10 protein-coding genes and 1 other annotated feature are annotated in these 14,044 nt (G+C 41.8%); of the genes, 2 read left to right on the top strand and 8 right to left on the bottom strand.

All coding sequences use genetic code 11. The annotated features are described in order from the left end of the window. Nucleotides 1-83: 83 nt before the first annotated feature. The 3 genes from mscL to leuS form a co-directional block, all read right to left on the bottom strand. Nucleotides 84-518, bottom strand: coding sequence for a large conductance mechanosensitive channel protein MscL (gene mscL, locus GT508_RS04840; RefSeq protein ID WP_028088239.1), 435 nt, complete (start codon nt 516-518; stop codon nt 84-86). Between the two features lie 105 nt (nt 519-623). Beyond that, nucleotides 624-1,157 (bottom strand): TIGR00730 family Rossman fold protein, encoded by a 534-nt coding sequence (locus GT508_RS04835; protein WP_117597112.1) that lies wholly within the window; start codon nt 1,155-1,157, stop codon nt 624-626. 129 nt (nt 1,158-1,286) lie between these two features. Continuing rightward, nucleotides 1,287-3,716: a leucine--tRNA ligase gene (gene leuS, locus GT508_RS04830; protein WP_055281387.1), complete on the bottom strand. Its 2,430-nt coding sequence runs from the start codon at nt 3,714-3,716 to the stop codon at nt 1,287-1,289. Nucleotides 3,717-3,806: 90 nt separating this feature from the next. After that, nucleotides 3,807-4,048, bottom strand: a binding site (T-box leader). A 265-nt stretch (nt 4,049-4,313) separates the two neighbouring features. Between leuS and GT508_RS04825 the strand changes: the two genes are divergently transcribed. After that, nucleotides 4,314-4,736: a hypothetical protein gene (locus tag GT508_RS04825; RefSeq protein WP_028088234.1), complete on the top strand. Its 423-nt coding sequence runs from the start codon at nt 4,314-4,316 to the stop codon at nt 4,734-4,736. A gap of 128 nt (nt 4,737-4,864) precedes the next feature. Further along, on the top strand, nt 4,865-6,133 hold the full coding sequence (locus tag GT508_RS04820) for a CapA family protein (protein WP_161143684.1): 1,269 nt from the start codon (nt 4,865-4,867) through the stop codon (nt 6,131-6,133). A 97-nt stretch (nt 6,134-6,230) separates the two neighbouring features. On the opposite strand, the gene GT508_RS04815 is transcribed toward GT508_RS04820, so the two are convergent. The 5 genes from GT508_RS04815 to GT508_RS04795 form a co-directional block, all read right to left on the bottom strand. Next, on the bottom strand, nt 6,231-7,166 hold the full coding sequence (locus GT508_RS04815; protein WP_161143683.1) for an AEC family transporter: 936 nt from the start codon (nt 7,164-7,166) through the stop codon (nt 6,231-6,233). A 47-nt stretch (nt 7,167-7,213) separates the two neighbouring features. Then, entirely contained in the window at nt 7,214-8,869 is a 1,656-nt protein-coding gene (locus tag GT508_RS04810; RefSeq protein ID WP_117597102.1) for a CvpA family protein, read from the bottom strand. 99 nt (nt 8,870-8,968) lie between these two features. Further along, nucleotides 8,969-10,414: a TrkH family potassium uptake protein gene (locus GT508_RS04805; RefSeq protein ID WP_055281380.1), complete on the bottom strand. Its 1,446-nt coding sequence runs from the start codon at nt 10,412-10,414 to the stop codon at nt 8,969-8,971. Nucleotides 10,415-10,444: 30 nt separating this feature from the next. Beyond that, on the bottom strand, nt 10,445-11,800 hold the full coding sequence (gene trkA, locus GT508_RS04800) for a Trk system potassium transporter TrkA (protein ID WP_117597098.1): 1,356 nt from the start codon (nt 11,798-11,800) through the stop codon (nt 10,445-10,447). 140 nt (nt 11,801-11,940) lie between these two features. Continuing rightward, on the bottom strand, nt 11,941-14,016 hold the full coding sequence (locus GT508_RS04795) for an elongation factor G (protein WP_117597095.1): 2,076 nt from the start codon (nt 14,014-14,016) through the stop codon (nt 11,941-11,943). Nucleotides 14,017-14,044 lie beyond the last annotated feature (28 nt).

Raw genomic sequence — 14,044 nt, 5'->3', positions numbered from 1 at the left:
GTTTCTTATGGTATGGAACCTGAACAAGAAGCCTTATCTATTGTTTCCTTCAAGGACTGAGAGGCCGCTTCCCCGTTCATAAATTAAATCCCAATATCCTTATACCCTTCCAGCTTTGAGGTACAATGTGGACATCTGGTTGCCGTAATTGCAATCTCACTCTTGCAAAACGGGCATTCTTTTGTTGTCTTTTCTTCGACTTCTTCCTCTGTGTGTTTCAGTTTTTCTGCAAATCCGTTCATAACTTTCATCATAATGAATACAATCAAAGCCATGATCAGGAAATTAATGACTGTAGAAATGAATTTGCCATAATTCAGTGTAACTTCTCCCAGAAGATTCACTTTCAACTGATCAAAGTTCATTCCTCCGAACAATCCAAGAATTGGATTAATGATATCATCTACCAGGGATGATACAATACTTGTAAATGCACCTCCGATAATGATACCTACTGCCATGTCCATGACATTACCACGGCTGATAAATTCTTTGAATTCATTCATGAATTTTTTCATAGTGCGCTTTATCCTTTCCTCATTTGTCTCTCATTTTTGATATATCTTCTTTTTTCATCTTACCATCTTTGCAATTCAATGGTCAATGCTTTCTTCTATATCACTTTATTTGTCCAGAATCCGCTGGATTTCTTCCAGATCCTCCGCAAAATATATTCCCTCCTGCTTTTCCGCAGAAGAAAGATCCATCTCGATCATATGCTCCAGAAGCTGCTTCAGACTGTCGTAATATCCGTTCAGATTATAAAGAATACATGGCGCATCCAAATGTTTTAACGATACTTTAGACATCACCTCCGTGATCTCTTCCAGTGTTCCCGTTCCTCCCGGAAATGCAATGAACGCCTCTCCAAGTTCTATCATCTTTGCCTTTCTTTCCGACATATCTTTCGTCGTGATCAGTTCCGTAATCTCGTCATACACAAATCCTGCATCAATAAAAAACTGTGGCTCTACCCCGATCACTTTACCACCGGCCTGTAATACACTTTCTGCAAGTTCTCCCATCAGACCGGATTTTGAACCGCCATATACAAGAGTATTTCCATTTGTTCCGATCCACGCTCCCAACTCGCGCACTGTTTCTTTTAAAAATGGATCATTTCCTTCATTTGCTCCGAGGTATACTGTAATATTCATTTTATACTTCTCCTTGTAAATCTTCTATTATCTTTCGAATAATGTCTGATGCATATGGATGAAAAGAGGATCACCCGTTCTCTTCCCGGCAATCCTCTTTTCCATTCATTATAATTCTATATAGATTTCTTATTTCATCACAATATTAATGATCTTCTTCGGAACATAGATCTCTTTGATCACATTTCCTGTCAGCTTATCAGCAATTGCTTCTTTACCTGCTGCAAGTGCTTCTTCTTTTGATGCATCTGCTGAGATTTCAATAACTGCTTTTGTCTTTCCGTTGATCTGTACCGGAACTTTGATCTCATCATCTTTCATGGCGTGCTCATCATATTTTGGCCATCCGGCTTTGAATACGCTCTCTGTGTGTCCCAGTTCTTCCCACAGTTCTTCCGCAACATGTGGCGCGAATGGAGACAGGAGTACTGCCATTGTAGACAATGTCTCTTTATCGATTCCGCCCTCTTTCTTGGCAATCTCGATCAGTTTGTTATTGTGTTCCATGAATGCTGAGATTACCGTATTCAGGCTGAAGCTTTCCAGACGTGTTGTTACATCGTATATCAGTTTATGACGCTCTTTGATCATCTCTTTTGTAGCTGTAATGTCTGCATCTTTGCTGTCCATAACAAGGTTCCATACACGTTTCAGGAAACGGTTTACTCCGTCGATTCCTCTGTCATCCCACTCAGCATCTAACTCCGGTGGTCCAACGAAGAGTTCATACATTCTTAAAGAGTCACATCCATAGTCTCTTACCAGATCGTCCGGTGATACGACATTTCCTTTTGACTTACTCATCTTGATACCATTCTTACCAGTGATCATTCCCTGATTGAACAGTTTGTGGAATGGCTCATCAAAATCTACTACCCCGATATCATATAAGAACTTGGTGTAGAAACGTGAGTACAGAAGGTGAAGAACTGCATGTTCTACTCCTCCGATATACATATCTACAGGAAGCATCTCATCTGCTTTTTCTCTTGATACCAATTCTTTATCATTGTGGTTATCTACGTAACGCAGGAAGTACCATGAAGATCCTGCCCACTGCGGCATTGTGTTTGTCTCTCTCTTCGCATCAGCTCCACACTGAGGGCACTTGCAGTTTACCCACTCATCAATTGCTGCAAGCGGGGATTCTCCCGTTCCTGTAGGTTCGTAAGATTCTACTTCCGGCAGACGGAGTGGAAGTTCTTCTTCCGGCACCGGTACATTTCCACATTTCGGACAATGTACGATTGGGATTGGCTCTCCCCAGTATCTCTGACGCGAGAATACCCAGTCACGCAGTTTGAAGTTTACTGTTGCGCGTCCGATTCCACGCTCTTCGATCATATGCGGAGCTTCTTTCTTCAGTACAGAAGATTCCTGTCCATTCCATTCTCCGGAATTGATCATTGTTCCGACAGCGTCTGTGTAAGCCTCTGTCATATTCTCAATCTCTTTTCCGTCTTTTGCAATTACCTGGATGATCGGAATATTGAACTTTGTAGCAAATTCAAAGTCACGGTCATCATGAGCCGGTACACACATAATTGCTCCTGTACCATAGTCAGCAAGTACATAATCAGACAGCCAGATTGGAACTTTCGCCCCGTTGATTGGATTGATTGCATAGCTACCTGTGAATACACCTGTCTTTTCCTTATCCTGCATACGATCTACATTCGACTTCATAGAAGCATCATAAATGTACTGTTCTACTGCTTCTCTTGTCTCGTCATTTGCAAGGCTCTTAGCCAGTTCATGCTCCGGTGCCAGAACCATAAATGTTGCTCCGTATAAAGTATCCGGTCTTGTTGTGTAAACAGTAATCTTCTCGTCTCTTCCTTCTACAGGGAAATCAACCTCTGCTCCGTAAGACTTTCCAATCCAGTCAGCCTGCATCTTCTTAACCTTCTCCGGCCAGTCCAGCTTATCCAGATCATTCAACAGTCTGTCTGCGTATTTTGTAATCTTTAACATCCACTGACGAAGGTTCTTCTTTGTAACCTCAGCGCCGCAACGTTCACATTTTCCGCCAACCACTTCTTCGTTAGCAAGTCCTGTCTTACATGAAGGGCACCAGTTGATCGGGAATTCTTTCTCGTATGCAAGTCCTTCTTTGAACATCTTAACAAAGATCCACTGTGTCCATTTGTAGAAGTTCGGATCTGTTGTATTTACTTCTCTGTCCCAGTCATAGAGAGCTGCGATCTCATTGATCTGACGTTTGATATTCTTAATATTGGCAGCTGTTGAGATCTCCGGGTGAACGCCCATCTTAATTGCGTAGTTCTCAGCCGGAAGTCCGAATGCATCCCATCCCATTGGATGAATGATGTAATAGCCCTGCTGTAATTTATAGCGGCTCCATACATCAGAGATTACATATCCTCTCCAGTGACCTACATGAAGTCCATTTCCTGATGGATACGGGAACATATCCAGACAGTAATATTTTTCTTTCTTATTTCCATCTTCATCAAACTGGACGTTTACCGGGTTTTCTTCCCATTTTTCACGCCATTTTTTTTCAATTGCCTTATGATTATAAGGGATCTTTGACATTTTTTTGTCCTCCTGTTTTTATATGGTAACTGATTTTATTACAGGAATACACATCCTATAATAAAAATAAAAAAGCCTGTTCATCTCATTATAAGAGACGAAAAAGGCTTATATTCCGTGGTACCACTCTTCTTCACCCGACATTACCTGCCAGATGCACTCATTTTTCTTCTATAACGGGAAGCACCCGCTTCTGCCTATGTGATCTTCAGTAAATCCGTTCAGCAAAAGGACTCTGAGGTGAGTTGGGAGTCTTCGTCTGCTGTCTCGCACCAACCGACAGTTCTCTTATCAGACACCGGACCCTTAATACTCCTCTTCTGCGTCTTTTCAATATTCTTCATTATTATATGAAGAATGTTAAAATAAGTCAAGACCTGTCTTCAAGAAAGTACAGAAATACCTCGCAGATTCCTCATATTTTTCATCACATGCTTTCAATTATTTTCCTGTCACAAAGTTAACATTTTAGCCAAAAAAATTGTCAGAAAATTCATTTTTTTAGTTGTTCTAACCAGTTTCTTAGTGTATAATAAGGATAAGTAATTACTACTGATACAGATCAGTAAATATGATACATAAAGGAGAGTGTTTACCATGGTTTATTTATTAGCAGGTCCGAAAGGAACAGGAAAAACACAGCAGATGATCGAGCAGGCCAATGAGGCTGCGAAAAAATGCAATGGAAATGTTGTATTTATCAAAAAAACACACCGCGATACAGCAAGTGTAACATTTGATATCCGCACAATTTGTATGGATGATTTCCCGGCAATCACAAACATTGACGAATATATCGGATTTTTATATGGTATGTACAGTTCTAATCACGATATCGAGTATGTATTTATCGATGGTATCTTAAAACACGCTGATATCTCACTGGATAATATTCCGGCATTTATTGACCGCCTGAAACAGGTTTCCAAAGAATGTGAAGTTGAATTCTATGTCAGCATCAGTGCAAACAAAGAGGAACTTGCTGACGTAAATACAGAAGGATGCAAATATCTGAACTAATCTTTCTTATTGAGACAGAATGATCCGACAGTCCATTTTACAAATGGACTGTCGTTTTATGTCACAATAAGATATAAAAAGCAAAAAGGCAGGTCTGACAATCCTGCCATGTACAGGAGAGAAAACGTATGAGCGGAATTAAAGATGCAAAAAAGAAAAGGGCACGCAGAAGGCGCAAGAGACAGATTCAGCGTATCCTGCTGATCATTGCCATGATACTGATCCTGATCGGATTCCTATTCCTGATCCGGGCCGCAGTCCATGCTGTTGTAAACAAATTCACCGGTCCTACTGTCACAACCTCAGCAGACAAAACTGCCGGTTCCCCAAAAAGAAAAAAAACGACTGCAAAAAAAAGCAGCAAAAAAAAGAAATCTTCAAAAAAGAACACTCAAAAAAAGAAGTCTTCCGAAAAAAAGTCTTCTGAAAAAGACACTGTAGAATTAAAAACGGTAACACTCAGTAAAAAGGGAAAGAACAATACGGACAAGCTTTCTCTTACCATCAGCTCAACCGGAGACTGTACTCTTGGAACCGATGAAAGTTTCAACTATTCTACCAGCCTGAATGCGTACTATGAATCACATGGTGCTGATTATTTCTTCCAACATGTCAGATCCGTTTTTAAAAAAGACGACCTGTCCATTGTCAATATGGAAGGAACCCTCACTGACGAGACAGCCCGTGAGGCAAAAACCTTTGCTTTTAAAGCTCCTTCCGAATATGCTTCCATCCTTTCCGGAAGTTCTATTGAAGCAGCCAATCTCGCCAACAACCACAGTCATGATTATGGCGAGAAGAGTTATACCGACACGATTTCCGCACTGGAGGATGCCGGAATTGCTTCCTTCGGTTATAACCGTATCAAGATTTTAAAGATAAAAGGTATAAAAGTCGGTGTCACCGGAATCTATGAACTTGCAGACCATCAAAAACGTGCATCTCAGGTGAAGCAAAATATCAAAGCCCTGAAAAAAGCCGGTGCACAGGTCATCATCGTGAATTTCCACTGGGGAATCGAAAAGCAGTATACACCGGATGAAAACCAGAAGGCTCTCGCACATCTTGCTGTCGATGAAGGTGCGGATCTTGTGATCGGGCACCACCCACATGTGCTTGAAGGTATTGAAGAATATAATGGAAAATACATCTGCTATAGTCTTGGTAATTTCTGCTTTGGCGGCAATTCAACACCAAGTGATACGGACAGCATGATCGTGCAGCAGACATTTACTTTTAATAAAAAAGGAAAATTAACGAAAAGCAGTAAATTAAACATTATCCCTTGTTCTATCTCTTCTTCCAGCGGCTATAACGACTACTGCCCTGTTCCGCTTACCGGAGACGCAAAGCAGCGTGTACTGGACAAGATCTCGCAGTATAGTGAAGGATTATAAGATTATAATATCAACAGATTATCAATATAAAAAGCTTCGCAGGAATATGCATTGCACATACTTGCGAAGCTTTTTTTCTGTCTTATTTTATTTTTTATTATCCAATCAATATCTCATAAATCAGGACCATCAAAGGCATCGTAATGATACAGCATATTACTGACATTACATTGATCACACTGGCGTATCTGGAATCTTTTTCATAAATCTGTGCAAGCTGTGTGACCATTGCTGCTGCCGGGGCTGCAGTTGCGATCAGTACGATCATCAGAATATACTCCGCATCCGGATGTAACCCGGTCCGCTCCAGTCCCGCAAAAGCAATTGCCGCAATTAACGGGAACAGGATCAGCCGAATCATACAGATCAGATACGGACGCTTCTGCCGGAACACCCACCTTAGATCTACATCACCGATCACCATTCCGATCACCATCATGCTCGCCGGACTGATCATATCGCCAAACCCGCTGACACAGCTGTCGATTACTGCCGGAAGACGGATCTCCAGCGCAAAAAGTGCAATTCCTATTATCATTGCGATTACATTCGGATTACACAGAATCTTACGGATATTCAGGTTCTTCTCCTGCCCGATCAGATTTATGCCGTGTGTCCACATCAATATCGTCTGCACCAGAATAAATGCCGTCGTATAAAACACCCATTCCTCGCCCAGTACCGCCGATACCAGCGGAATCACCAGATATCCTGCATTTGTATAAATAATGGATGCCTTCTCTATGCTGTTAAAATGAATTATATATGATAATATTTCCGAACCCACGATCAGGATCACATGCACAATTACCGACATCCCAACCGCGATCATAAGCCCTTTTATCTTGTCGTCCGTCAGTTCAATCTGAAATGCATGTACGACTACACATGGATTGCAGATATACACAACCATATTTGAAATGATCCGGCTGTCTTCCGTCTTAAAAAGTCCGGCTCTGACCACTCCGAATCCAACCGCCATTGTCAGAAACATAGCTATGATCTGTTCCGCAAGAAGTATACTAATCTCCATGACTCTCTCATTTCTTATATCTTTTCGGTAAAATGTATCACCAGCTATTATTCCTGTGCATCTGCCTCTTCTTTATCAGAAGCTGTTTTTTCTTTTGCATCTTTACCGGTATTTAACTTTGTCACTGTATTGACATCCTTATCCTCTTTATACGTTACCGTCACCTGTTCTCCCAGTTCACATCGGATCACATCTATGATATCTGCTACTGATACATCATAGATCGCGTCAGAATTCTCCAACATCAGATAATAATGAGAATTTCCATTCAGAACAGCCTGCGCAATCTTCGTGATCTTTCCGGATACCTCTTCTTCCTTCCGCGTATCCTTTTCCTGTTCTTTCACACCATTTTTCAACAGTAATTCATTATAATTCTCCTGACACTGACTGACACTGTCACCAATTGCAACGATCTGATACTTCTGGACATTAACCATTGCATATTTCTTCACCAGACCGGCATCGTCTTTTAATGCGACAAAATAGGTCGGCTCACCGGCAATATTCAATAAGAGTGGGAATGTTGCCTGATATTTCAGGTTCTGTACCTGTCCTTCTGCCGATGACATGGCTGAAGATTCTGTCGCACCTTCTACTTTGTAGTATTTTGTCTCCATTGTGCGTTGATTTGCCAGAACAAATCCAACATTCGACTGATCTCCGTTAACAGATGTAACTCCGGTATACATCCATACATCATCATTTAATGCCAGATAGTTATAACCATCCGTTGTCTCCAGACAGTCTTTCTGACTCAGTACACTGTTAAAGAAGCCATGTTTCAATGTTCCGTAATAATCGAACAGATTCACCAGCAGGTCTGCGGAATATACACGGTCTACCCACTGTGGTACATTTCCGACATCATAGGTCTTCGTCTTTCCTGTCACTGCATTACATATAACAACTTTTCCAACCGTCTCACCACCGAATAATCCGATGTTAAATTTCTTTACCGGAGCGATCCAGTACGGATCACCATTTTCATCAATTTCAAAACTTAATTCACCGTAAATGTATGTCGGATGTGCAAAACGCAGATGGCGGTAAATATTACGGTTAAAATGATCACTTGTTGTATATTTCATACCCTGTTTCAGTTTTACAAGCTCCGTAGACTGATTTGCCATATTGATCCGGATATACGCCGGAATTCCTTCCCCCTGATTCGTAAACCATTTGATCAGATTTGCGTATTTTAACGGAGTAACACGTACCGGATTCCCCTTGTAGTTAATCTGACTGTAGATGTCATCTGCCTCAAACTGGGATACCATATCTACCATACTGCCCATCTTACGGTCACCGAGAAGTGCTGCCGTATCTTTATCCAGAAGCGGGATCTTGTCAAATGACAGTTCCTCTACATCTTTTGCAAATTCCCCTTCTTTGACCGTCATAAGTTTCTGGTATTTCTTTGCATTTACAACCGGTGAAGACAGCAGTGTTCCAAGCAGGTATACCGCTCCAAGAACCACCACTACTCCAAGAAAAACTTTTACTACTTTATTTTCTTTGATCTCGTACCTGTTCATTTTCTTTCTTCCCAGGTACAAAACTGCCAGTATCACCAAAAAGATCATGATGAAAAACCATGTCTCTGATGAATGAATATTGATAGCCGGAATTGCGGCATAGTAATAGATTCCAGCCATGATCACAACAATGGCTGCGATCATCATTTTGGTTTTACCTTTCATACTTCTCTCCTCTCATGCAAAAAGCCTGCCATTTACGGCTTTTCCTGCATCCTTTTATATATAGAAAATCAGACGGCACTAAAAAAGCCGCCTGTTATTCTAGAATTTTCTGCGCCACGCCGGTGCTGTAAACAGTACCAGGAATGGGAATATCTCCAAACGTCCCGCCAGCATGTCAAAGCATAATATTAATTTTGAGAGCGGTGAAAACCCTGCAAAATTTCCCATCGGTCCGACCTGCGCCATACCCGGTCCGACATTTCCAAGTGTAGTAAGTACTGCACTGAACGTTGTCTCAAAATCAAAATTGTCCAGAGAAACCAGCACAACTGATCCGATCAGAATACCTACATATGCAATAAAATAAATATAAATCGTGCGCAGCACATCTGAACTTACCTTTTTCCCGCCAATGCGTATAATACCCACAGACTTCGGATGAGCCAGCTGCACAATCTCTCTCTTTACACACTTGATTCCGACCAGCAGACGTGACACCTTGATTCCACCGCCGGTGGAAGATGCACAGGCTCCTATTACCGTCAGCATCATAAGCACCGCTTTGGAAAACATCGGCCATTGTGCAAAATCAGCCGTCGAATATCCGGTTGTTGTTATAACCGTAACCACCTGAAAAACCGCATAGCGGAAAGATTTTCCAATCGTCGGATATAACGAATGGATATTGAGCATGATCGCTGCCGTAGCACCTGCAATCAGCAAAATGTATGTCCTGAGCTCTTCGTTTTTCAGGATAGATTTAAAATCACCCAATATCATAAAATAGAACAATGCAAAATTGACTCCAAATAATGCGCAGAAAACGGTGATCACACCATCGATATATGCACTGTTAAAATGTGCCACACTGTCCGCATAGTTTGAAAATCCACCGGTTCCGGCAGATCCAAACGAAAATATCATACTGTCAAACAGATTCATTCCTCCGATGACGAGAAATACCATTTCTATCACAGTAAGGGTCAGATACATTCCATATAAAATCCTTGCGGTAGACATTGCTTTCGGTACTAACTTATCTTTCTCAGGTCCCGGCACTTCCGCACGCATCAGATGCATGGAATTCTTTCTGTCCAGAGATGTCACGACAAGCACAAAAACCAGTACTCCCATACCTCCAATCCAGTGGGTAAAGCTCCGCCAGAACAACAGGCAGTGGGGCAATACTTCCACATCCGGGATAATACTTGATCCGGTTGTTGTAAAACCTGAAACTGTTTCAAAAAATGCATCTACATAACTAGGTATATACCCGGAAAGGGTGAATGGCATTGCTCCGAATAAAGACCACAAAATCCATGCCAGAGCAACGATCACCATCCCTTCCTTTCCGTAAATCTGGCCATGTTCCGGTCTTTTTCTTCCGACCACCCAAAACAGCAGGCATAATATAACAATTGGTATCAGAAAGACAATTCCACATTTTTCCTGATATATAACTGCAACAAGAACAGGTACAAGCAAAAGAGCCGCCTCTACTCCAAGCATTCTACACAAAATATATCTTACTATTTTTGTATCCATAACTTTTTGTCCGTCTCCTTATTCTGTATATTATTCCAGGATATCGCTGAACTTATCCACATGATCCATTGTAACAACTACTACGCTGTCCCCGACTTCCAGGTGATCTTCACCATTCGGGATAATAATCCGTCTTTTTCTTCCAATACAGGCAATCAGATTATTTTTCTTTGTCCGCAATTCACGGAGCGGTACATTCGTAAAACTGCATTCACATTTCACAATGAACTCAAGTGCTTCTACTTTACCACCCAAAAGCTGATACACGGATTCTACGTTTGCATTACTTGCAGATTCATTTCTTGCTCTTACATAACTCATGATCGCATCTGCGGTCGCACTTTTTGCTGACACAATAGAGTCAATTCCCAGTCCCTCTACCATCTGTGCACGGGAATCTTCATTTACTTTTGCCACAATTTTATTAACACCCTGCAGCTTTGCAAACAATGCCATGATAATATTCTCTTCATCCATTCCGGTCAATGCGATCAATGCATCTGCTTCATTGATCCCTTCTTCTACAAGAAGTTCATGATCCGCAGCATCTCCGTTAATAATCGTTGCTTTGGGAAGAAGCTCACAAAGTTCTTCACATCTCTTTATATTCTGTTCTATGATTTTTACCTGCATGCCGACCTGCAGCAACTGCATTGCCAGATAAAAGCATACATGTCCACCTCCACAGATCAATACTTTTTTTACTTTTGCATTTCGATGACCCAGTGCCCTGAAAAATGACTTCAGATTCTGATGCGCGGCAACGATATGCATCTTATCTCCTTTTTCCAGAACAAAATTTCCATCCGGAATATAGATCTCTTTTCCTCTTTTTACTGCACATACCAGGATTTTAATCTGGAACTTCCGGTATACTTCCGCAAGAGAAAGCCCTGCAAGTGCACTGTTCTCCCTTACGACAAATTCTACCAGTTCTACACGTCCCTTCATGAATGTCTCTACTTTACTTGTCTCCGGGAAAAGCAGTACTCTGGATATCTCATTTGCCGCCGCACGTTCCGGATTAACCGCCATACTCAGATGAAGATCCTCTTTCAACAGATCGATCTGTCGGTAATAGATTGGATTTCTTACACGTGCGATCGTATGTCTGGCACCTAATCGCTTAGCCAGCAGACAGCTCAACATGTTAAGTTCATCTGTGGATGCACAGGCAATCACAAGATCCGCATGCGGTACATCCGCCTGTCTCTGCACCTCCACATCTGCTCCATTTCCTGTAATACAGAAAATATCAAGTTCATTCACTGCTTCTTTTAATTTCCCCTCATTTTGATCAATCAAAACCACATCATAATTTTCTTCGGACAGCTGGGTTGTCAATTTATGACCAACTTTTCCATCCCCAATAATCACAATTTTCATTCCCTGACCTCACAATTATCCACGCATATCTTTTTTGTCATCAAGATACCGGTATTTTAATACAAGAGATTATAGCATCTTTGTTTCAAGAAAAAAAGCCCTTACGGGCTTTTCTTCTATTTTAACATTTTCTTAACTAATTACTCCTCTTTTGCACGCTTAGCAATCTCTGCTTCCTGTACATCTGACGGTGCCTGTTCATAACGTGCAAATTCATAAGAATATACACCTCTTCCACCTGTCATAGATCTTAATACAGTACAGTATCCAAAGAGTCCCGTCATCGGGATATCTGCCACGATTTCCTGCCTTCCACCGGAAACCGGATTCATACCGAGTACACGTCCGCGTCTCTTATTCAGATCGCCCATAATATCTCCGGTATAATCATCCGGAATCGTAACCGTAAGAGACGCAATTGGTTCCAGCAATACCGGAGAAGCTTCCATGAAGCCTTTCTTGAATGCCTGGACTGTTGCTGTCTTGAATGCCATCTCGGAAGAATCCACCGGATGATAGGAGCCATCATATAATACGGCTTTCACACCGACTACCGGATATCCTGCAAGAGGACCTTTTACAACTGCTTCCTGCAAGCCTTTTTCAACTGCCGGGAAATAATTCTTCGGAACAGCTCCGCCGACAACTTCTTCTTCGAATACATAAGGCGTCTCCAGATCACCGGACGCTTCGAATCTCATCTTGACATGACCATACTGTCCATGACCTCCGGACTGTTTCTTATATTTGGAATCTACATCAGATTTCTTCTTGATCGTCTCACGGAAAGCTACCTTTGGTGTCTCCAGTCTGATCTCACATTTATAACGTGCAGCAAGTTTACTTGCCGTAATCTCCAGATGCTGGTCTCCCATTCCATAAAGAAGTGTCTGACGGTTCTCACTGTCATTGACTGTTTTCAGTGTTACATCTTCTGCCATCATCTTCTGTAATGCCTGAGATACTTTATCTTCATCTCCTTTATTGTTGCAGACATATTTCATATATGTATATGGTTTGGAATATTCTGTCTTTCCATACATCACCGGTGTATTTTTAGTAGAAAGCGTATCTCCTGTCTTTGTATTTGCAAGCTTTGCAATTGCTCCGATATCTCCTGCAAACAACTCACTGACCTCGGTCGGTTTATTTCCCACCATTGTATAAATCTTTCCAAGTTTTGCTTCTGCATCGGAATCTCCGTTATACAAAATATCGTCCCCTTTTAATACTCCGGAACATACTTTCACGAACGAATACTTTCCGATAAACGGATCTACCATTGTCTTGAATACATATGCTGATTTTGCTTTTGCAAAATCATAATTGCCTTCAAAGATCTCATTCGTCTTGCGGTTGATTCCTGCACAGCTTCTGCTGTCCGGGCTCGGGAAGAATCTTACGATATCAGAAAGCAAATTGGCAACTCCCTGCGCCTGGATATTAGATCCCATTGCAACCGGTACGATATCTCCGTCCATAACTTCCGTACGCATTGCAGAACGGATCTCTTCTACAGAGAATTCATCTCCTTCAAAATATCTTTCCATAAATGCTTCACTGGTCTCTGCAACTGCCTCCAGTAATTTATCACGGTAGATCTCCAGGTTCGGTTTACAATATTCCGGAATCTCACATTCTTCTCTCTGTCCTACGCCTGTATAACGTCTTGCTGCATTCTTAATAACGTTCACATATCCTACCAGTTTTTCATTCTCACGGATCGGCTGGAAGTGTGGTGCGATCACCTTTCCGTAACGTTCCGTCAGATCCTGTACTACCTGACGGAAGCTCGCATCATCCACATCCATCTCTGTTACATATACCATTCTCGGAAGTTTGTACTTATCACAGAGTTCCCATGCCTTCTCTGTTCCGACTTCTACACCTGCCTTGCCTGATACAACGATAACGGCTGCATCGGCGGCACTTACAGCTTCTTCGACTTCTCCCACAAAATCGAAATATCCCGGTGTATCCAGAATATTGATCTTCGCTTTCTCCCATTCGATCGGAACCAAGCTTGTACTGATCGAAAATTCACGTTTTTGCTCTTCTTTATCAAAATCACTGATCGTGTTGCCATCTGCAATCTTTCCCATGCGGCTTGTTGCCCCTGATACATATGCCATGGCCTCTGCAAGACTGGTCTTTCCGCTTCCACCGTGTCCTAAGAGAACCACGTTCCTGATTTCGTCCGTTCTGTAAACTTTCATATAGCTGCCTCCTTATTTTGGTAAAATC

Origin of the sequence: Dorea sp. BIOML-A1, from assembly GCF_009875615.1 — a bacterium.
GTDB classification, from domain to species: Bacteria; Bacillota; Clostridia; order Lachnospirales; family Lachnospiraceae; genus Dorea_A; species Dorea_A amylophila.
The sequence above is the reverse complement of the archived record's forward strand: the minus strand, read 5'-3'. Positions and strand labels throughout refer to the sequence as shown.